The organism is Thermatribacter velox (genome assembly GCF_038396615.1).
Classification (GTDB): Bacteria; Atribacterota; Atribacteria; order Atribacterales; family Thermatribacteraceae; genus Thermatribacter; species Thermatribacter velox.
The window spans coordinates 1,976,221-1,996,292 of sequence record NZ_CP121689.1 but is presented as its reverse complement, the minus strand read 5'-3'; the positions used below and the strand labels follow the sequence as shown (position 1 = coordinate 1,996,292).

At 43.9% G+C, this 20,072-nt stretch carries 23 protein-coding genes and 1 pseudogene; 16 read left to right on the top strand and 8 right to left on the bottom strand.

Going from position 1 to position 20,072, the window contains the following annotated elements:
* Positions 1-83: 83 nt before the first annotated feature.
* From QBE54_RS09940 to QBE54_RS09910, 7 genes are all read left to right on the top strand, one after another.
* Positions 84-350: a type II toxin-antitoxin system HicB family antitoxin gene (locus QBE54_RS09940; RefSeq protein WP_369018031.1), complete on the top strand. Its 267-nt coding sequence runs from the start codon at positions 84-86 to the stop codon at positions 348-350.
* Between the two features lie 4 nt (positions 351-354).
* The gene (locus QBE54_RS09935) at positions 355-597 is read left to right on the top strand and encodes a type II toxin-antitoxin system HicA family toxin (RefSeq protein WP_369018030.1); all 243 of its coding nucleotides are present in this window, start codon (positions 355-357) and stop codon (positions 595-597) included.
* 340 nt (positions 598-937) lie between these two features.
* The gene (locus tag QBE54_RS09930) at positions 938-1,162 is read left to right on the top strand and encodes a DUF433 domain-containing protein (RefSeq protein WP_369018029.1); all 225 of its coding nucleotides are present in this window, start codon (positions 938-940) and stop codon (positions 1,160-1,162) included.
* A 474-nt stretch (positions 1,163-1,636) separates the two neighbouring features.
* Positions 1,637-2,179 (top strand): winged helix-turn-helix domain-containing protein, encoded by a 543-nt coding sequence (locus QBE54_RS09925; protein WP_369018028.1) that lies wholly within the window; start codon positions 1,637-1,639, stop codon positions 2,177-2,179.
* A 96-nt stretch (positions 2,180-2,275) separates the two neighbouring features.
* Positions 2,276-3,850 (top strand): flippase, encoded by a 1,575-nt coding sequence (locus QBE54_RS09920; protein WP_369018027.1) that lies wholly within the window; start codon positions 2,276-2,278, stop codon positions 3,848-3,850.
* Positions 3,826-4,878 (top strand): class I SAM-dependent methyltransferase, encoded by a 1,053-nt coding sequence (locus tag QBE54_RS09915; RefSeq protein ID WP_369018026.1) that lies wholly within the window; start codon positions 3,826-3,828, stop codon positions 4,876-4,878. The genes QBE54_RS09920 and QBE54_RS09915 overlap by 25 nt, the downstream gene beginning before the upstream one ends.
* Before the next feature lie 124 nt (positions 4,879-5,002).
* On the top strand, positions 5,003-5,524 hold the full coding sequence (locus QBE54_RS09910) for an HD domain-containing protein (protein WP_369018025.1): 522 nt from the start codon (positions 5,003-5,005) through the stop codon (positions 5,522-5,524).
* A gap of 159 nt (positions 5,525-5,683) precedes the next feature.
* Here QBE54_RS09910 and QBE54_RS09905 read toward each other — a convergent pair whose 3' ends face one another.
* Entirely contained in the window at positions 5,684-6,664 is a 981-nt protein-coding gene (locus QBE54_RS09905) for a glycosyltransferase (protein ID WP_369018024.1), read from the bottom strand.
* A 468-nt stretch (positions 6,665-7,132) separates the two neighbouring features.
* Between QBE54_RS09905 and QBE54_RS09900 the strand changes: the two genes are divergently transcribed.
* Genes QBE54_RS09900 through QBE54_RS09880 form a run of 5 tightly spaced genes read left to right on the top strand, consistent with a single transcriptional unit; the run spans position 7,133 to position 12,065 of the window.
* On the top strand, positions 7,133-8,299 hold the full coding sequence (locus QBE54_RS09900) for a glycosyltransferase family 4 protein (protein ID WP_369018023.1): 1,167 nt from the start codon (positions 7,133-7,135) through the stop codon (positions 8,297-8,299).
* Positions 8,286-8,417: a hypothetical protein gene (locus QBE54_RS09895; RefSeq protein WP_369018022.1), complete on the top strand. Its 132-nt coding sequence runs from the start codon at positions 8,286-8,288 to the stop codon at positions 8,415-8,417. Before QBE54_RS09900 ends, QBE54_RS09895 begins: the two co-directional genes overlap by 14 nt.
* Positions 8,414-9,601, top strand: a complete 1,188-nt coding sequence (locus QBE54_RS09890) for an ArnT family glycosyltransferase (protein ID WP_369018021.1) — start codon at positions 8,414-8,416, stop codon at positions 9,599-9,601. Before QBE54_RS09895 ends, QBE54_RS09890 begins: the two co-directional genes overlap by 4 nt.
* Positions 9,592-10,701 (top strand): glycosyltransferase family 4 protein, encoded by a 1,110-nt coding sequence (locus tag QBE54_RS09885; protein ID WP_369018020.1) that lies wholly within the window; start codon positions 9,592-9,594, stop codon positions 10,699-10,701. The genes QBE54_RS09890 and QBE54_RS09885 overlap by 10 nt, the downstream gene beginning before the upstream one ends.
* A 56-nt stretch (positions 10,702-10,757) precedes the next feature.
* Positions 10,758-12,065, top strand: coding sequence for a UDP-glucose/GDP-mannose dehydrogenase family protein (locus QBE54_RS09880; RefSeq protein ID WP_369018019.1), 1,308 nt, complete (start codon positions 10,758-10,760; stop codon positions 12,063-12,065).
* Positions 12,066-12,142: 77 nt separating this feature from the next.
* Here QBE54_RS09880 and QBE54_RS09875 read toward each other — a convergent pair whose 3' ends face one another.
* A complete protein-coding gene (locus tag QBE54_RS09875; RefSeq protein WP_369017714.1) occupies positions 12,143-13,336 on the bottom strand; it encodes an IS110 family transposase in 1,194 nt (397 codons plus the stop codon).
* 216 nt (positions 13,337-13,552) lie between these two features.
* Between QBE54_RS09875 and QBE54_RS09870 the strand changes: the two genes are divergently transcribed.
* Both QBE54_RS09870 and QBE54_RS09865 read left to right on the top strand, forming a co-directional pair.
* Positions 13,553-14,440 carry an NAD-dependent epimerase/dehydratase family protein gene (locus QBE54_RS09870; protein ID WP_369018018.1) on the top strand — a complete coding sequence of 296 codons (888 nt, stop codon included), beginning with the start codon at positions 13,553-13,555 and terminating at the stop codon, positions 14,438-14,440.
* Between the two features lies 1 nt (position 14,441).
* Positions 14,442-15,554: a glycosyltransferase family 4 protein gene (locus QBE54_RS09865; protein WP_369018017.1), complete on the top strand. Its 1,113-nt coding sequence runs from the start codon at positions 14,442-14,444 to the stop codon at positions 15,552-15,554.
* 65 nt (positions 15,555-15,619) lie between these two features.
* Here QBE54_RS09865 and QBE54_RS09860 read toward each other — a convergent pair whose 3' ends face one another.
* Positions 15,620-16,933, bottom strand: a complete 1,314-nt coding sequence (locus tag QBE54_RS09860) for a sugar transferase (protein ID WP_369019438.1) — start codon at positions 16,931-16,933, stop codon at positions 15,620-15,622.
* A 217-nt stretch (positions 16,934-17,150) separates the two neighbouring features.
* On the opposite strand from QBE54_RS09860, the gene QBE54_RS09855 reads away from it, so the two are divergent.
* The gene (locus tag QBE54_RS09855; RefSeq protein ID WP_369018016.1) at positions 17,151-17,492 is read left to right on the top strand and encodes a nucleotidyltransferase domain-containing protein; all 342 of its coding nucleotides are present in this window, start codon (positions 17,151-17,153) and stop codon (positions 17,490-17,492) included.
* A complete protein-coding gene (locus QBE54_RS09850) occupies positions 17,470-17,859 on the top strand; it encodes a HEPN domain-containing protein (protein WP_369018015.1) in 390 nt (129 codons plus the stop codon). Before QBE54_RS09855 ends, QBE54_RS09850 begins: the two co-directional genes overlap by 23 nt.
* A gap of 120 nt (positions 17,860-17,979) precedes the next feature.
* On the opposite strand, the gene QBE54_RS09845 is transcribed toward QBE54_RS09850, so the two are convergent.
* The 5 genes and pseudogenes from QBE54_RS09845 to QBE54_RS09825 all read right to left on the bottom strand — a co-directional run bounded on the left by QBE54_RS09845 (position 17,980) and on the right by QBE54_RS09825 (position 19,758).
* Positions 17,980-18,111 carry a hypothetical protein gene (locus QBE54_RS09845; RefSeq protein WP_369018014.1) on the bottom strand — a complete coding sequence of 44 codons (132 nt, stop codon included), beginning with the start codon at positions 18,109-18,111 and terminating at the stop codon, positions 17,980-17,982.
* Positions 18,112-18,155: 44 nt separating this feature from the next.
* Positions 18,156-18,527, bottom strand: a complete 372-nt coding sequence (locus QBE54_RS09840; protein ID WP_369018013.1) for a hypothetical protein — start codon at positions 18,525-18,527, stop codon at positions 18,156-18,158.
* A 28-nt stretch (positions 18,528-18,555) separates the two neighbouring features.
* Positions 18,556-18,846: pseudogene (locus QBE54_RS09835) on the bottom strand (nucleotidyltransferase family protein); the annotation flags it as partial.
* Positions 18,847-19,096: 250 nt separating this feature from the next.
* The gene (locus tag QBE54_RS09830; protein ID WP_369018012.1) at positions 19,097-19,435 is read right to left on the bottom strand and encodes a HEPN domain-containing protein; all 339 of its coding nucleotides are present in this window, start codon (positions 19,433-19,435) and stop codon (positions 19,097-19,099) included.
* Positions 19,432-19,758 carry a nucleotidyltransferase domain-containing protein gene (locus tag QBE54_RS09825; RefSeq protein WP_369018011.1) on the bottom strand — a complete coding sequence of 109 codons (327 nt, stop codon included), beginning with the start codon at positions 19,756-19,758 and terminating at the stop codon, positions 19,432-19,434. The genes QBE54_RS09830 and QBE54_RS09825 overlap by 4 nt, the downstream gene beginning before the upstream one ends.
* Positions 19,759-20,072 lie beyond the last annotated feature (314 nt).

Sequence of the window (20,072 nt, the reverse complement as noted above, 5' to 3'; positions counted from 1 at the left end):
GGGTAAAATGGTTACCGGAGGGAAAGGGTTGAGCCGTAAAAAGAAAGTTCTACCTTTAAGGAAATCCGGGAGGGATAAAAACAGTGAAACATAAGGTAGTATACCGTGCGGAATTTTTTCGAGAAGGTAATCTGTATGTTGGCGTTGTTCCAGAACTCAATGTTTCAAGCTATGGGGAGACACTGGAAGAGGCCCGGGAGTCCCTTCGGGAAGCGGTAGAAGCATTCTTAGAAGAATGTGAGCGGATGGGAACTTTGGAAGAGGTTATGGAAGAAGCAGGCTTCGTTCTCCGCGGTGATACCTGGTTTTCACGACAGCCCGTGGTTGCTGAGCTGATGACTGCAGGGTGATCAGGTGGGTTGCAGCAAAATAACGCCTGTTGATTACAGGACCCTGGTAAAAATTTTTGAGTTTGAAGGATTCCGTGTGGTGCGCCAAAAAGGTGATCATCTGATTATGACGAAACCAGGAGTAAAAAGGCCTCTGGTGATAAAGACCAGTCCACACAAAGTACCTGTGACTCACATTTTGACGAACCTTCGAACAGCCGGAATTTCCAGAGAAAGGTACTTCGAGCTTCTTAAGCTGGTTGGGTAACAAAAGCTTAGCTATCATAAGCCCAATTTTTGACACGTTCTCACGCACAAAAAGACGTCTTCTTGCTTAAGTGTGGTTCCATTTTTAGTACACGATAATATCCGCTATTCTCGAATGCAAGACATGAAAACTCCCCATTCTTTGGAAAAGTTTGGTCATATCTTTTCCGCTCACCCCGGGAACTCCTGGATTCATATTGGAAGCAGCGCATCTTTTCCTCAACAATAAGGTATAATAAAAGTAAGAGACGGAGGGACAAATCCTTTATAGGCTTTGAAGTCCTTAGCTGTGAGGTTTTTGTTATTCTTGTTCCCCCCGATTCTTTTAGGAGTGAAAGGATATGGATCTTAAAGAGAGAATTACAACCAACCCTGAAATTCTTCTCGGGAAACCGGTTATTCGAGGAACACGTATTACTGTAGAGACCATTCTTCGTAAACTTGCAGAGGGAGCAACTTTTGATGAACTCCTTGAAGCATACCCCTCCTTGCATCGAGAGGATATCCTTGCTGCTTTAGCCTATTCTGCCGAAGTCCTTGCTGGAGAGGAGCTCATTGTTTCCTGACCTTCTTGTAGATGAAAATAAGGAGTCTTCACTTACAAAACGCAATTTTTGTAACCTTGAACTTGTTTCAGGGGTCTGTTCCACGATATCAAAAGCCTGTCATACTAAACCGGCAACGGTTTTGTAGTTGCTACCCTGAACCGGCGTCGGCCTTTCCGACACCGCCCCGAACCGACGGTGGAGCCGTCACCCTGAACTGACAAAAGCTCCGCTTTTGTCATCCTGAACTTGTTTCAGGATCTCCTTCAGGGTCTCACTGTTTCAGCGTCTATTTCAGCATCCCATTGTTATTTCGGCATCCCCTTATTTCAGGGTCTGTTTCAGCATCTCCTCGTTTCGGGATCCCTATGCTTCATCCCAGCGTTCCCGAAACCCAAAAAGCAAAGACCTGACCCCATTTGCTAACCTTTTTTCTTGACCAACTTTTTATTGAGTAGTATTATTACTCAAGAATGAAAAATCTTTTTGTGAGGTATGCAGGTGGTACTTGATTCTCTGATAACTTCCCGCACCAGAGTGAAGTTGCTTTTGCGCTTCTTTTTGAACCCGGAGAGCACGTCGTATCTGCGGGAGCTTGCTGAGGAATTCGGAGAGTCCACCAACGCGGTGCGAGTAGAGCTCAACCGCCTGGAAAAAGCAGGGATCTTGTCATCAAAAAGAAACGGAAAAACCAAACTTTACCAGGCCAATCAGAACCATCCCCTCTTTCCCGAAATTCAGAGCATGGTGCGCAAGTTCACCGGCATCGACCGCCTCATCGAGGAAATCCTTGCCAAACTCGGCCATATCCACTCTGCCTACATCACTGGTGACTATGCGCAAGGCAAGGACTCAGGGGTTATTGACCTTGTAGTCGTGGGAGAGGTGGACGAAGCCTATCTTAGGAAACTGATCGACAAAGCTGAATCCTTCATAAACCGCAAGGTCCGCTACTTAGTGCTCAGGGAAGAGGAACTTGAGCGCTTCCGAGAAACCTTAAAGCTTGACCGAGCGATAACTTTGTGGAGAGGGAAGTGAGAAAATAATTTTTCAATATGGAAGATACAAGAGTGCTTTTCCAACCAAAAATGAAAGGCACTTTTAGTGTTTACAGCTGTTTATGGAGCGGTGAAAATGTCTGAAAATGATAACCTTTCACGTCCTGTGTCTCTTGTGTTTCACATTTCGAGCTTTACAGGGAATCTTTTAGTTCGTAATGCATTTCTTAACTTTTTTGGTCAGGTTGTGCCTTTGCTTGTTGGAGTTGTAACTATTCCCTTAATTGTACGCATTTTAGGAACAGAACGGTTTGGACTTTTATCTCTGGTTTGGATAATTTTGGGTTATTTCAATGTTTTTGACTTGGGTTTGGGACGGGCTACTACCAAGTTTGTTGCTGAAGCAGTAGGTAAGGGAAAATTAAATGAGATTCCACGACTTGTTTGGACAGCAGTTACAACTCAGGCAGTATTGGGTGTTGTTGGGGGAGTCATTCTTATCATAATTACCCCTTTTTTGGTGAGGCATATTTTGAACATACCCGAAGAGTTAATTGGCGAAGCTATCGTTATAATCCATCTTCTTGCCTTTTCTGTTCCCATAGTTTTAGTTTCTGGCTCTTTCAGGGGGGTTTTAGAAGCATTCCAGCGATTTGATTTGATAAACGCAGTAAGAATTCCTGTCAGCTCTCTAACATACCTTTTACCCCTGATTGGATTCTTTTTTGGATTCGGTCTCCCGGGCATTGTAGTACTGATTCTCTTTGCCAGGGTTTTTGTCTTGGTTGCCTTTGTAGTGCTGAATCTTCGACTACTTCCCCAGTTAAGGAAATACTCGAGTTCTTTTAGTCTTTTTCCTCGTCTCTTTTCTTTTGGGGGATGGGTTACAGTGTCAAGCATTGTTGGTCCTATTTTAGTATATTTGGATCGTTTTATGATTAGTTCGATTCTCTCAGTATCTGCATTGGCCTATTACGCAGCTCCTTATGAAGCCGTGACCCGCCTCTGGATTATACCTACCAGTCTTACTATGGCGTTGTTTCCGGCTTTTAGTACTCTTAGTGGGAGTGAGAGTAGAGAAAACCTTGTCATTCTCTTTGCGCGTTCTATCAAATACATTCTCTTAGTGCTGGGTCCTATTGTTCTCGTGATAACGCTTTTTGCTAAAGAAATCTTGCATATATGGTTGGGAAGCGACTTTGCGATGGAAAGTACAGTTGTACTTCAAGTTCTTGCTCTTGGTGTGTTACTAAATTCTTTCGCTCATGTACCATTTGCATTGCTTCAAGGAGTAGGAAGACCTGATCTTCCAGCCAAGTTCCACCTCTTTGAGCTTCCCATTTATATTGGAAGTGTCTGGTTTTTAATTAGTAAATGGGGTATTACTGGGGCAGCTATAGCCTGGGCTTTGCGTATAGCATTGGATACTTGTTTATTGTTTGTAGCCACTTTTAGGGGATATAAGTTATCGCTTCGGTTCTTCCTGTCCAATGGTACGGTTGGTAAAAGCCTTGTTCTTTTGTTATTTGGTAATGCGTTTTATGGACTAAAAGTTATGACGAGAGATTTTTCACTGTTTGTCCAGTTTGTTTCTTTCATAGCCCTTTTGGTTTTGTTTGTCTGGTTTGTTTGGAGGAATATACTTGATGCTTCGGATAAAGAAGTAATTTTGGGGGGAATTAAATCGTGGTGGAAGATGGCCAAATCATAGTTAATGAGGGTATACGTGCTTGTAAAGCTGAGTTGTGCTTATTGTGTGGCAAAATTGGCACGTTGCTTTACAGCGATCTTAGAGATCGCCTTTTTGGAGTAGAAGGCACCTGGTCGCTCATGCGTTGTTCAAAGTGTGACTTAGTGTGGTTAACTCCACGCCCTGATACAAGTGATATTAATAAGCTTTATAAGGGGTATTACACACATCAGTTTTCAAGCATTCCAGAAAGGGGGTTTGCAAAAGGATTGCGCAGGGCGATAAAGGAGAAGATTTTACAGGAAGAGCTTGGTTACTCCATAAATCTGCAACGAGACGATCTGATAGTTCGACTTTTGTCTAAAATGGGTCTTCTAAAGGAAATCGTCGTTGCAGGTGTTATGTATCTTAAAGCCGAGGAGCGGGGTAAATTGCTCGATGTTGGATGTGGGAATGGGCAGTTTTTGGCCCGAATGCAGGAATTGGGTTGGGAAGTCATAGGTGTTGAGCCAGATCCTAAAGCGGTAAGCATTGCGAGGGAACACTTTGGATTAAATGTTTTTCAAGGTACGCTGGAGGAAATCAAGTTTCCTGACGAAAGCTTTGACGCTATTACCATGAATCATGTAATTGAACATGTTTCTGATCCTGTTAGATTGCTTGTTGAGTGTCGTCGAATTCTTAGACCAGGTGGAAAATTAGTAGTGGCTACGCCTAATATAAAAAGTTTAGGAACTATCCTCTTTGGGAAATACTGTCGTAATCTAGAGCCACCGCGTCACCTCTTTCTATTTTCTGCTGATTCATTGAGGGCATGCATCGAGCAAGCGGGGCTAAAAGCCTGGCGGGTTTGGACTGTAACAAAGGGAGCTCGTTCAATTTGGAGTGCGAGTTGCTTGTTGCGAAAAAAACAGAGTCCTTATAGTAATGATGCAACGCAAGGATTTGGCATGAAAGTTGGGGGAATAGTTTTTTGGATTTTTGAATACGGAATGTGCAAGTTGGGTTACATGGTAGGAGAGGAAGTAGTGGCATTAGTGACTAAATAAGTAATGGTTTATCCTCCTTTAGAACGAGATGTATTTAGTAGATTGTTGGCAAGTCTTATTGATAAGTGCTATTATGCCGTGAGTAAAAAGATGTAAAAGCCGTGACAAACAAGATGTAAACCAGATGTGGTGGTATGGGAGCTTTTTTGCAGGACTTTTTCATGACCTTCCCGAAGTTACAACCAGAGATATAGTGAGCGGGGTAAAAGCAGTTTTGGGCAAGGAAACAGTCCGGAAAATGGAACTTGCGGAAATGGAGCGGACAATTATTCCTTTGCTTCCCGAATACGTTGTGCCAGAAATGAAATTTCTCTTAGGGATTTTGAATGGTTTCGAGGGAGAGAGAAAAATCGAGGTGGATGAATTCTCGAACCGTGTTTTTGAAGGAGGAATTTCAAGGCCTGTTGAGGATATAGATTCATACTGTTACAAAATCAGTAGGAGTAACAATATAGTACCAGTGAACGGGGTGCTTTTGAAAAAGTGCGACAGACTCGTTGCCTTTGCAGAAGCCGTGTATTTGCAAATGCATGGAATAACAAGCAGCGACCTTAAGGAAGCTACGAGAAACCTTTACAAAGAACTCAACCAGGAAGATGAATTAAAAGGCGTGGTAAACTATCTTTATGTGAGACTGGAGGGGTAAAATTGGACGCATGGAGAAAGCCGGACCCTACAGAGTTTGAGCTGACCATATCTTCTGCGAGGGTTTGATAAACCTTGATAAAATTCTAAGATGGTAAGCTTAAGGAGCACGCTCGCAAGGTATGCACTGCCTGAAGTATATTTAAGATAGAAGCTCCGATTATTCCCGGCGAAAAAGCTTTTTAACCTCTCTACCCCGTTTGTCGAACATCTTTTTCCACAACCACCCTGGGAATTCAACCCATTTTATCGGGTCTAAGAGATAGGCCATGCGGGCTTTGTTTAGTGCGCTTATGTGTCCGTTATTTGCAATAAGCGTTTCGATAAACTTGATTCTTGCTCTGATATGAATCTTTTCAAAAGTTGTCAGTAAGTCAAGGTTGGGAAGAATATATTTTTTGTATACAAGCAAATTTTCTTCCTGAAAGCGCCTATCACTTTTATAAAGTGCAGAAGTGCTGACTGAATCTGGATGTATGCGCCATTTTACCGTTACCTCAGGGAGGAAATGAATTTTGTGTCCTTTCAAGAGGCATTTCAGCCAGGTATGCCAGTCTTCAAAACGCTTGAACTCTTCATCAAAGTAGCCAATTTCTTCAAAAATTTTCCTTCTGAAAAAGAAACCGGGTGCGGGAAGAAAGCAATGGCGCGACATGTAGCCGAATTGTCCTTGCCAAGGTTTCTGAAGCACTTTGACTGCCCATTTTTCAGGTATTGGTGGCAAAAGCAATGTTTTTCCATTTTGAGGGTTAGATACAAATGGCTGAATGAATGAAGTGGCTATGAGGATGTTTTTGTTTTTCTCCAGGAAGTTGGCCATCTTTTTGAGAGCTCCAGGCAAGAGAATGTCGTCGCCACCGATATATTTTAAAAACTCTCCTTTGGTTTGCTTAACTCCCCGTGTGTGGTTTGCTGAGATGCCTGTGTTTTTGGGTGATTTGATTAACACGGTGTTTATAAACCTGTTACCTTTTTTTGCAAGCCACTTTTCTACTATTTCAACAGTCCGGTCTTGCGAGGCGTCATCGCTGACGATAAGCTCTATATGAGGATAATCCTGCTTGTAGATGCTCTCCAAGCATTCTTCTACAAGTTTTTCCTGGTTATAAGTGAGTACCACTACTGAAAAAAGTTTATCCATTAGATGACACCTCGTCTATTTTAACAGTTAGATAGACTTTATTTCCTGCTTTTTTCTGCGGTTTTTTTATAAAGAAAAGTTTATTTTTGGTTAGAAACTTTGAAATTAACTCAATTTTATATCGTTCCTTTTTCGGAGTTCTCCCTTTTACAAGTCTGTAATTTTCACGTACTTAAGAGCTTCAGATACCTTTTGAAGGATTTTTTGGTTGCTTATAAAAGATTTTCATCGTTTTGTCGTTTCATCGTATTGCTCATAGTTTTTGCTTTTGTAGCAAACCATATAGTGCCTTTAACTCCTTGCGTATTGCCTGACTTGTTGATATATTTTTCGAGGGTAGTTTCATGGAACCATTTGATGTTCCCGTGGTTAACTGTAACTGCTGAGTAACCGGTATCAGTAAGTCGCCACTTTTGTGGTGGTTAGACTGTCGTTGTTGTTTTTTAGTCTTGGATAGGTGAAAATACAATGAAACTTGCGACAGTTTATTTAGGTAGAAAAGGAGGAGGAAATATATATTCTTTTTCAATGGCCTGTGAGTTGGCCAACTTTATAGATCAAGTATGTATAATTTCTTCCTTTAACCAAAATCTTAGAGACTGGAAAAAACTAAATTGCTATTGTGTTGATACCTATGAAAACGTTGTGGGTTTTTTCTTTTCATTGGTGAATAAAAAGAAGATTTGGAAAGTAATAGATGCAATATTTGCATTTGATGCCGACCTGGTTTACTTTCCCATGCTCCATACCTGGAGTCCCTTTATTCTTTCTGCTATCAAAAGGCTCAAGCCCTCTGCGCAGGTGTTTGCTACTATTCACGATCCAGTTCTTCATCTTGGTGAGAGAAATCCATACCTCTATTTTCAACAAAGATTCGTAATAAGGAAAAGTGACGCTTTAATTCTTTTAAGTAGTTGCTATAAAGAGATGTTATTTAAGAAACACGGTATAACAGATGATAGGATTCTGGTTTTACCGCATGGTATTTTTAACTATTATTTTGACGGTTTGAGTTTTGAAGAGGACTATAGCAAAAAAATATTATTAAAAGATAACGCGAAGCAAGGAGTTCAATTTGTCGTTGCTTTTCTTGGGAGAATCAAAAGATATAAAGGTTTGGAAGTACTTTTAAGGGCTTTCCAGAAATTTGAGGTGGGCAAGTCAGATGTAAGGTTGGTTATTGCGGGAGAGGGAAAACTTTCGAGAAAGGAGGCTAAGTTAATTAGCGAATTACCGGAGAATAAAGTTTATGTTTTGAATCGGTGGCTTTCTGATGTGGAAATTTCTTATTTAGTAAAGGCTTCCGATGTCATTGTAGCTCCTTATATTTGTGGTACGCAATCTGGGGTAGTTTCTATGGCATTTGCAGCTGGAAAACCCGTCATTGTTTCTGATTGCGGGGGGTTACCAGAGCAGGTGGGTTTTGGGAAGTTTGGCCTGATCACTAAAGCAGGTGATGTTTTTTCTCTAAGCGAGGCCTTAGAATATATATATGTTGATTCGGAGTTACGAAAAACATTGATTAATAATATAAAGCAGTACGCTTTAGAGGAGCTTTCTTGGAGGAACCAAGCGAAGAAACTTTACGAGTTTATGTCGAGTTTTTTACCCTCAAAAAGAGTTGATAATTCTTGAACAGCTGGCCAGGAAACTTTCTGAAAAGGGCAAAAGAAGAGCTCAAGATTTCACGGTGGAGAGGGCTGTGGAGGAATACTTGAAGCTGATAGGGGAATGTGTGGGAACTCGATTATGAGAGATTTATGGGGGTTTTGTTTTTTCGCTTTTGGAGCGATAGTGATATTAAAGCTTTCTCGCGGGAATGCTCGTTTACGAAATTTACTTTTTGTTGCTTTTATAGTTCGCGCTTTTTTTGCCCTGGTTCATTATTATGTGATTCCTCTTCCTGATTCCCAGGCTGATGCTGTTAGCTTTGAAGTTACTGCTGCCAGGTGGGCACAGGCTGGTTTTTGGGAAGCTTTAGAAAAATTTCGCACCGGATCAAAACTATATCCCTGGGTTATTGCAATGCTTTACTCTATTTTTGGTCGCAACCCGCTAATGGCCCAGGCAGTCAATGTTATTTTGGGGACTTTAATCGTTTACAATGTTTTTTGGATAGCTTTTCTTCTTTGGGGAAAAAAGCACGCTTACTGTTCAGCGTGGTGTGTAACTCTTTTTCCAACACTTGTGCTTTATTCAGCCATTACTATGCGGGAAACAATGATTGTTTTTCCCTTAACTTTAGGAACATTGTGTTTTATACGCTGGCTTAAAGAGGATCGACTTATAGATTTTTTAGGGGCAGTTTTTATGTATGGTTTAAGTGTGGCTTTCCATACTGGCACGCTACCTGCGATTTTTGTGGCCGGTCTTGCTGCGCTGCGTAGATTACTCGACGCCCTTTATTTTGCAAGAACCCGGGCGTTGGTTAGAAGGTCTATTGCAGTGTGTTGTTTGTTTCTAATAATTTTTGCTATCCTATCTACAGGTTGGGGGTTAAGTAAGGCGGGGATAATTATGAGGTCTGGAGATTTCGTGGAAAGTATAGCACTTCAACAGGCGAGAGCGGCTCGCAGTCGAGCAGCGTACTTGCGCAATCTTCAACCGGATAACTTTTTAGATCTGATTTTACAGGTTCCGGTTCGCATTGTTTATTTTCTTTTTATGCCTTTTCCGTGGCTTGTTTCTTCATTGGCTGACTTGCTGGGATTGATAATTGCGGGTTGCAACTTTGTCGTTACCCTGCTGGTTATCAGTTCTTTGGTCAGAATTTTGGAACAGAAGGAACGCCGATGGGTATTCTGGACTTTGCTCTTTTTGTTGATTACTTTTTCTATTGGCACTTCCAATTATGGTACTGCCGTTCGGCACAGTGCAAAGCTCGTGCCTCTTGCGCTTGCGCTTGCCCGAATTCCGAGAGTAAGGATATGGGCATGAAAGTCCTTTTCCTTATCACTGGCCTTTCCTTTGGTGGTGCAGAAACGCAGCTTGTTCGCCTTGCTACCCGCTTAAAAGAGCGAGGGTGGGAAGTAAAAGTTGTGACTCTCCTTTCACCAAAAGCTTATGTTGAAGAACTGGAAGAAGCAGGCATTTCTGTGTTTTCACTTGACATAAAAAGTAAGATGCCAAATCCTCGGCCCCTTTGGCATCTCGTCCGGCTCATTTGCAAATGGCGCCCCCGTATTGTCCACAGTCATATGATACATGCCAATATTTTTGCCCGGATAGCACAAATATTTGCTCCGGTTCCCGTTCTCATTTCTTCAGCCCGCAATATTGATGAAAGAGGTCGGAAGGGTTCGGGAAGATTAAGAACCTTTCTTTATCGGATAACCGACCCGCTTTGCGACCTTACTACTCAGGTGAGCCGTGTCGGACTGGAAAGGTATATCCAGATTGGTGCTGTTTCGAGATACAAAATACGCTATATTCCAAATGGCGTGGATACCGAAAGATTCCATCCAGATCTGGAGATTCGGGCAAGAGTTCGAAAAGTTTTTGGCTTCGATAACGACTTTGTCTGGATTGCAGTGGGAAGATTTGATCCCCAGAAAAACTATGCCAGCCTTTTTCAGGCATTTACTCAGGTGCTTAAAAGGCGTCCCGATGCACGCCTTCTTATCGCTGGTGATGGACCGCTTAGGCCTTCCATGGAGGTCTTAGCAGAAGAGCTTGGTATTGCTGAGCGGGTATCCTTCCTTGGCATAAGGCGTGATGTCCCCGAACTCATGAATGCCTCAGACGCCTACGTTATGTCCTCAGCCTGGGAGGGAATGCCAAACGTACTTCTTGAAGCCCATGCTACTGGACTTCCCATTGTTGCTACAGATGTTGGCGGTAATGGAGAGATCGTGCTTGATGGAGTGACCGGCTTTCTTGTTCCTCCTGGAGAGCCGGATTCTCTGGCTCAAGCTATGATGCGCTTAATGAACCTTCCTCCAGAGGAACAGAGCAGGATGGGTGAATTGGGGCGTCAGCACATTGTTGAAAATTTTGACATGGAGCGGGTTGTGGATAAGTGGGAGGAGTTGTACTGAGAGCTTCTCGAGAGGAAAGGGTTAAACCTTGTTTGATGTAGAAAGGGGTTGCAAGTGTGTCTTGCGAAATAACTATCCTTGGTACAGGTTATGTAGGTTTGGTTTGCGGAGTGGGACTTGCTGACTTTGGTAATCAGGTTGTATGTACAGATGTGGATGGTGATAAAATTGACTTACTCAAAGAAGGCGTTGTTCCCATTTATGAGCCAGGAATAGGAGAGTACTTTGAGCGCAATTGCAAAGAAGGTAGACTCTGTTTTGAAAAAGACGTCGCTCTGGCGATAAAAGAGGGGGACGTAATTTTTATTGCTGTTGGTACTCCTGCTAAAGAAGATGGAGATGTGGATCTTTCCTTCCTCTGGAGTGCGGTGGAAGCTATTGCAAGATATAGCACAACTCCTAAAACGGTTGTTGTAAAAAGCACAGTGCCGGTTGGTACCACTCGCAAAGTTGAAAGAAAACTCAAAGAGCTTAATCCAAATGTTTCTTTTACCGTAGTTTCCAATCCTGAGTTTTTGAGAGAGGGGAAAGCTGTTTATGATTTTTTCCACCCGGATAAGGTTGTCATAGGTACAGAAGGCAGAGAAGCTCAGGAGCTCATGCGAGAAATTTATCGGCCTTTGTACCTTTTGGGAACCCCCTTTGTTTTCTGTAATTTTGAAACTGCTGAGCTCATCAAGTATGCTAATAATGCTTTTCTTGCCCTTAAGATTACTTTTATCAATCAGATTGCCAATCTTTGTGATGCAGTGGGAGCTGATGTTCAGGTTGTGGCTAAGGCGCTGGGTATGGACGGGCGCATTGGGCCAAAATTCTTGCATCCTGGGCCCGGCTTTGGTGGAAGCTGTTTTCCCAAGGACACCAGAGCACTGGTTAAAATGGGCAAGCGTTTTGGAGAAGAAATGAGCTTGATTGAGGAAGTTATTAAGGCTAATGAAGGGCAGCGCAAGAAGGTAGTGGGAAAACTGGAGAGGCTTTTAGGTAATCTTGAAGGAAGAAAAATTTGCGTGTTGGGACTTGCTTTCAAAGCAGAGACTGATGATATCCGTGAGTCTCCGGCAATCGATGTGGTGAGGATTTTACTCGAAAGGAGAGCGAAAATACATGCCCATGACCCCCAAGCAATCGAAAACGCAAGGTCAGTCTTTGGAAATTCTGTTTCTTTCTTTGAGGATATGTATGAAGCAATGAAAGATTGTGATGCGATTTGCATTCTTACCGAGTGGAATTGCTACCGCAATCTGGACCTGGAGAAGGTTAAGTCATTACTTAAGGGCAACGTAGTTCTTGATGCAAGGAATGTGCTGGAGCCAGATAGAGTAAAGCAGAAAGGCTTCGTTTATGAAGGTATAGGGAGGAGATAAATGTCTTTATATATCGTAACAGGTGCTTGTGGATTTATTGGGAGCAAGTTAGCAGAATCACTTTTGAAAGGAGTCAACTATAAATAATGTGTAACTGGAACAAATTTTTCACCTTTCCTGAGCATAGCAAAGATAACCCTCAACAGCTTGTTACAGAGGGCAATCATTGCTTTTCTGTGGGGCATTCCCTCACCTCTCTTTTTCAAGTAATAAGCTCTAAAGTACTCATTGCAGCGCATAACTCCACTTGCCATGAGGTAGAGACATCTCCGCAAAGACTTAGAGCCCCTCTTGCTGATTCCACCTCGAGCATACCGGGAACCAGACTGTTTGATAGAAGGGTCAATACCTGCATAGGCAGCCAGTTTCCTTCGGTTTTCAAACCTGTGTATATCCTTGACTGCAGCCAGAAAATGAGCCGAGGTGATATCACTGACTCCTTTGATGGATTTGAGGAGTTCCAAGTTGTCTTTCTGGTTCTTTTGGATTTCCTCGATGAACTGTTTGGTAATCTCCTGGAGCTTCTGGTTGAGGAACCGGAGCATCTCCACTTCATGTTTGATGATCAGGGCATAGTTGGTGGTGGAGATACCGATGGAATCTCTGGCAAGTTCCAAGAACTGTTCAGCACTGAGAGATGGTTTTCTTCCTCTTGCTTTGAGCTTTCTGAAGACAGCCTTCACTCTGCCTGGGGAGGCTTTGAGAACCGAATGGGGAGTGGGAAATTCTTCAAGTACCGAGAGCAGGAAATCGGTGAAGATGTTGCGGTGAGCCACCAGTTCCGGGAAGACCACCACCAGGTGTTGTTTGAGCTGGGTCTTGGTTCTGGCAATCTGTTGAGTGAGGCTTTCCCTCACCCTGGCCAGGGCAGCCAGGTCATCCAGCTTGTCAGGGATGAAGTGAGGAATCACTTCCAGGTTTTTGAGCAGAAACCTGGCGATGGTGAGGGCATCAATGCGGTCAGTTTTGGTATTGCGCAGGGTGATGCTCTGAGAGAACTTTTTGATGAGGGCGGGGTTGATGAGTGCCACCGGGTACTGGTTGGTAATCAGGAAGGCCAGGAGGTTGAGGTGGTAACTCCCAGTAGACTCCACACCAATCAGGGAGTTGGGATAGGAGCTAATAAGCTGGCTGAGGGCAGTGAATCCCTCCAAGTTCATATGCAGTTGACCTTCACTGAGCACCTGCAAAGAAGCATCGATGATTGCATAGGTGAACCTGTCCCTGGAAACATCAATGCCTATGAAATACTGCCAGGAGTTTTTGTTCATGGCCAGACCTCGCAAAAGTTATTTTTGGTTTTTCGTCCCAAGTCCTATCTCCCGCTTGACAGTGGCTTGGTAGCCAAATCAACCAATAGGGACTTTAGGGACGGGGGACAGACTCCTTTTGAAGCTCTAAGGCTTAGGGGAACATGGTCCTCTGTCCCTTTTAAGTTTATACCATAATTATTCGTAGGAGAAAACTTTGTTGTAGGCATAGACAACATGAATTCCTACTATGATTTGAGGTTGAAAGAGTATCGGCTTTCTCTGCTTCGCTCTTTCCCGAATTTCCGTTTTTTCAAAGCTGATATTAGAAACGTATCGGATCTCAGGATGGTATTCAAAGAATGCGGGGCTTTCGATGCAGTTTTTCACCTTGCTGCGATGGCTGGTGTTCGCTACAGTATGCGCCGTCCTGAGGAATATGTGAGTGTCAATGTAGATGGAACCTTAAACATTCTCAAATTGTGCCAGGAATTTGGTGTGCCAAAATTTGTCCTCGCTTCTACCTCGTCTCTTTACGCTGGGCAGCCACTACCTTTTTCCGAAGGTCTTCCGGTTAACGAACCTATTTCCCCTTACGCAGCGAGTAAAAAAGGAGCTGAAGCTCTTGCGTATACCTATCACTACTTATATGGTATTGATGTAGTTGTTTTACGATATTTCACTGTTTATGGTCCAGCAGGAAGGCCTGATATGAGCATTTTTCGTTTTATTTACTTGGTGCTAAAGGGCATTCCGCTGGTTATTTACGGAGACGGAACCCAAAGGAGGGATTTTACCTATATTGACGATATCGTTGAAGGAACTATTCGTTCTCTTGGTATTTCCGGGTATGAAGTTATCAATCTTGGCTCTAATGCCCCCCATTCTCTCGGGGAAGCTATTTCGCTGATAGAAGAGCTAACTGGAAAAAAGGTACTTATTGAATATAAACCTGCTGAAAAGACCGACATGCCCTCTACCTGGGCAAATATTGAGAAAGCAAAAAGACTCCTTGGTTGGAAGCCAGGGACGCCACTCAAAGAAGGTTTGGGAAAAACGATCGCCTGGTTTAAAGAAAACTGGGAGTGGGTAAAGAACATAGACATCTGGCGCGAAGGATGGTAAAGTGGCAAAAATTTTAGTGATTTCCCATTATACCCGTTCCTTACTTAATTTCCGTGGAGAGCTCATCAAAACGCTTGTTCGGCGAGGTCATGAAGTTTTTGCTTTTGGTCCAGAAAAGGGGTTTGAAAAAGAGATTGCAAAGCTTGGAGCTTCTTTTGTACCTATTCGGTTGCAAAGGAGCAGTGTTAACCCTTTAGAGGATTTTATGACCTTCCGAGAATTGTTGACCCTTATCAGAAACATCCGACCGGATGTGGTTTTTTCTTATGCCATAAAACCGGTCATTTATGGTTCTTTGGCCGCTGGTATAGCTAAAGTACCCAGGATATATTCCCTTATAACCGGTCTTGGGTATGCCTTTGTTAATGAGAGCATTAAACAGAAGCTTTTGAACAAAGGAGTAGTTTTCTTATACCGCCTGGCTTTGCGTTACAATCAGGTAGTGTTTTTTCAAAACAGAGACGATTTGGAACTTTTTGAATCTCTTGAGCTTATTGGTAGGCATACCGAAGCCGTAGTGGTTAATGGATCAGGTGTGGACCTGCAAAGGTTTTACCCAGCATCTCCCGTTTGTAGCCCCCTCTCGTTTATACTTGTTGCGAGGTTAATTAAGGATAAGGGCATCATAGAGTATGCTGAAGCGGCAAGGATTGTTAAAAAAAGGCATCCCGAGGTTGTTTTCCGCCTTCTTGGTCCTTTTGACGAAAATCCCAATGGACTGTCAAAAGAGGTTATTGCTCGCTGGGTAGATGAAGGCATTATTGAATATCTTGGGGAAACCAATGATGTACGTCCTTTTCTTGCTTCTTCGAGTGTTTTTGTTTTGCCCTCTACCTACCGGGAAGGTGTGCCTCGGTCCGCTCTTGAGGCTATGGCGATGGGGCGTCCGATTATTACCACAGACGTTCCAGGATGTAGAGAAACAGTTATTCATGGGCACAACGGGCTTTTAGTTCCTCCTAAAGATGTTGAAGCTCTGGTAAAAACTATGGAATTCTTTGTTCTGCACCCTGAGTCTATTGAACCGATGGGTCTTGAAAGCAGGAAAATTGCCGAAAAGAAGTTTGATGTTCACAAAGTGAATCAGATAATGATTGAAAAGATGGGTTTGTAATGGAATTTGTAGAAGTGGGTTCAGGGCTTTACTTTTTGGGTTTTGAATTTGCAACCAACCAAACCCTACCGTGCTCCTTTTCCGAAAAGTACAACCAGGATGGTCCGGGCGAGTATTTCAAGGTCGAGGCTTGGTGAGAGGTTTCGCAGATAGTAGAGGTCGTATTCGAGCTTTTCCCAGACGGTTTCTGGGCCTTCATCATACCTCCCGCAGACCTGCGCCCAGCCGGTTATACCGGGTTTTACTAAAAGCCGGGTTTCGTAATGAGGAATGAGTTTTTTCCACTGTTCCACAAACTCCGGACGTTCTGGGCGAGGGCCTATCAGGCTCATTTCACCCCGCAGTACGTTCCAGAGCTGGGGTAGCTCATCAAGGCGAGTTTTGCGAAGGATTCTTCCTATTCGAGTTATCCGGGGGTCGTTTTTTTGGGCAAGCACGGCTCCAGTTTCTCGCTCGGCATCAGGGACCATAGTTCGGAACTTGCAGAGGGTAAAGATTTTTCCATCCTTTCCGACCCGCACCTGCCGGTAGAAGACAGGGCCGGGAGAGTCAAGGCGAATCAAAAGGGCCAGGACAGCAAAAAGCGGTGAAAGAAGAAGAAGCAAGATACAGGAAATAATCCGATCAAAGGCTTCTTTAAAGGGAAGGTATGGGTTTTCTTCGAGCATTTTGGGATAATCCACGAGGTCTGCAAGGACCAGCTTAACCTGCCCGTGCCTTTCTTCAAAAAAGTAAAGGGCACCCCGCAGGTCGTACTCGATGCCTTCTTCTTCAAGAAATGCGGTAACCCGGGAACGCTCTTCAGGCTCCAGGATGAGCAGAAAGCGGTCAACGCTCAAGTCCTGGACGATGTGGCGCAGGTAGTCGCGCAGTTCTTCCTGAGAAAGGGTGTTAATGTCAGTTCCGCCGACCACCGTTCCCCGGATAGTACTTTTCCAGTGCATGTCTTCAAACATTTTTCGGCCCTTTTCTCCGCGATAAAGGACGAACAATCTTCCGTTTTCCCGCTTGCGGAAGAAAGGAATACGCAGGGAGTAAAAGAAGATGAAGTTCATGAACACCCAGAGAAGGATGATCAGACGAGGAAATTCAAAAATACGCAGGTAAAAAAGAGCGGTGGTGAAGATGAAAAAAGTCAGGATAGAAGAGACGATGAGGCGGGAGGAGGCAAAAAGCGCAAAGCGAGAGCGCCTGGAATAGGTACCAAGCACTGCGTTGAGAAAGACTGGAAGAAGCGGAGCCAGAAAGAGCAAGTCGCTTAATAAAGAGAGAAGCCGCAAGACGTGCGGGTTCCCACGCAGAAGAAGGTGCAGCCAGAAAGAAGCATACAGTGCCGTGAGACTTACCACGTAGTCAAAAAGAGGTAGGTATTTTTGCATTGCCTTCACCGTTTTCGGTCTTCTCCCTAAGGCTAATTGTAGCACAGGTGACCGAGCACTGAAAATGTCCGGGGGTCAAGTCTTTACTTTTTGGGTTTTTGGGATGTCGGGATCCTGGAACAGGAGATTCTGGAACAGTAAGACACCTACCCCGTCGTTTCGAACTTAAAGATGATTTTTTTGCAAGAGATACTGTATAATTGAAAAGAGGGATAAGATGATGCGTAAACCTTCTTTAGAAGTAAAAAAGGAGATAGCGAGGCTTGTTAAGGTCCTTGTTCGGCGATACCAACCCGAGAAAATTATTCTCTTTGGGTCTCTGGCACGTGGCAAGGCAACCGAGGAAAGTGATATCGACCTCCTCATAATCAAAAAGACTAAAGAGCCACGGATTTACCGCCGAAGCAAAGCCTTAAGGGGGATTTCCCGAAAGGTTCCTCTTGATGTCCTTATTCTGACCCCAGAAGAAGTAAAATTCCTCGAGGAGAAACAATCGCCTTTCATTCGAGAAATCACTACTCAAGGCAAGATCCTCTATGAGCGGAGACCCCTGGTTTGATTATGCCAGCGAGGATATCAAAGCAGGGGAAATACTTTATGCTCAAGGATTGTACCGTCTGGCATCGTTCCACGCCCAGCAGGCCGTTGAAAAAGCTTTAAAAGGTTTGCTTTGGCGCCTGCATATCAATCCGCCCAGAGTTCATGACCTTGTTATCTTATATCACAAAGTAAGGAAATACTATCCCGATGTACGCCTTTCCGTGGATGAACTCGAAATCCTTAGTAGCATTTACCTGGAATCTCGTTATCCTGCCGATCTTGGGCTTCTGCCAAAGGGTGAGCCTACGGAGTTAGATGCAAGGAAAATCCTCGAAATTGCTCGGGGAATACTGCGAGAAATCTGGAAAGCCCTGCAGCCGGAATGACGGTTTTGCCGTCGGTTCAGGATGGTCGATTTGAAGATATCGTCCAGTTCGGGGCATTTTTTGTGATGCCGGGGCTGTTTCAAGGTGGTGTGCCGTTTTGAGTTTCAGGCAAAAGGCTCTTCAAGGCTCGAGCAGCTTTCTGAGAAAGCCTACAAAAGACTCCGGCTCTTCGCGAAGCTCATCGAATACTGTATCTAAACGATCAACGAGATATGCCAGGCGGTAGATGTCGAACCCAAAAGCATAAAACATTTCGAACCACATGGCGAAAGCGAAGGTATTCTTCGAGGAGTTGCTCAGTTTTTTTCAGATAAAACAGCCGGACGGAAAGGAGAATATTCTTTTGCCACTTGCCAAAGCAGATCTCGATGCCAGTTGCGTCCTGTGGGGACACTTTCGTCAATCATTTCGGCAACCCGTTTGAAGACCCTCTCCAGGCCAGTGTAAAAGTCGTGCAGGTTCAGAGCAACGGAATCGAGATACACATCCTGTTCCTGAGAGTGCTCCCGGGCAAGAGCCATTGAACGCTTGATACAGGAAACAACGTGTTTCAAGGCCAAAAGTTCCTGCTCTATGCGTTCCATAAGCACTCGATAATGTTCTATCAGATCTCGACTCCTTCTGATTCGATAACTGCTCGAAGTGAGGATTGCAGCTTTGGATATCAACCAAATTCACTTCAATGTTTTCATCAAGGTCTCGCAAAAAAGCCATGACTTTGAAGGTGTCCTCAGGGCGCAATCCCCAGACTGCCAGATCCACGTCGGACCAAAGAGTGAAGCATCCCTCATGAACCAGAGAACCGAAAAGCACAACTCGTTTTACTCCAAAGCGCTCTCGCAGGATGTCTGCTGCTCTGTGGGCAAGGACCCAGGCTTGAGAACGCCTTTTTTCGATCTCAGGAAAGGCTTTTTGTGACCGAGCAAAAAGGGCGCGCCGATATGCTGCAATATCTTCGGGTGTTACGTATTTTGCCCTCTTTGCCATGTTGCTCACCTTTTCACAAATAAACCTGCTTCTATTGTATACAATACATTACAGGCGGGAAATTTGGGAGGTTAGGGGGTCAGGTCTTTACTTTTTTGTGTTTTTTGGGATGCCAAAAGCGGGGTTGAATTTCTTTTTCTGTTTTTCGCAGGCTGTCTGAGGGCTATGCCGATGGCTTTTTGGCTCTGGGGCAGCCTGAGCTTAAAGCTCTTCTCTATGGAGGTAGTTTTCGATAACATTCAGGAAATCTTCAGCATTTGAGAGGATATTTGCCGATTCGTCCCTTGTAACGTCTTCTTCGTAACCGTAATCCACCTATGTTACGCACCCGGAAGGCGTCACGAAGCATTTTGTGGTATTCACTGGGAATTATCCGGGGTTTTGCAAAGTGCTTCCCAAAAGCTGATATCACGCCAGAGTGTTTCGAGAAAGAAAGTCCTTTCTTGAGAAGGGAAGCTTCGGCTGCGTAGAACATGGCATAATAAGCCCGTGAGGCGGCAAAACCGTAGTAACCTTCCTGGAATAGCATCTTTGCTGCTTCAAGGCTTTTCCTGGCCTTGCTGATTAGTCTTTCGATCTCGTCTTTCAAACAAAGATTCCTTCCTTTTTTACATTCATGAAGATGGGCAACTGTTTTTGATAAAAATCTTCGGCCCTCACCGGAATTGCCGAGATAAAGACCTGGTAATCAAGGAGTTCGTGAACCTGTGATTCGATTTCTGAAATCTGGTGGACCTCTTTCCAGAAGTCACCTATGTCTTTCAGGAGGACGAAGAGATCAATATCAGATTCATCACTTTCTTCACCTCTTGCGCACGAACCATACAGAATCACGGCAACCAGGCGATCACCGTATACTCTCTGGATTTTGTCTTTGAAAAGCTGGACGGCCTTTTTGTAAATTGCCTTCATAGCTCTTCACACCTTTATTGGAAACCTTCTTCATTATAGGAAACTTTGGTTGAGTAGGAAAGGGTTTATAAAAATGTCCGGGGGTCAAGTCTTTACTTTTTGGGTTTTTTGGGATGTCGGGAACTTGGAACAGGAGATTCTGGAACAGTAAGATACCTACCCCGTCGTTTCGAATTGATAAATCCTCTGGATTTACCATCCTGAATTGGTGAATCCGAAGGATTTACCATCCTGAATTGGTGAATCCGAAGGATTTACCATCCTGAATTTATTTCAGGATCTCAGTTCAGGATCTCAGGATTTCGGGATCTCTC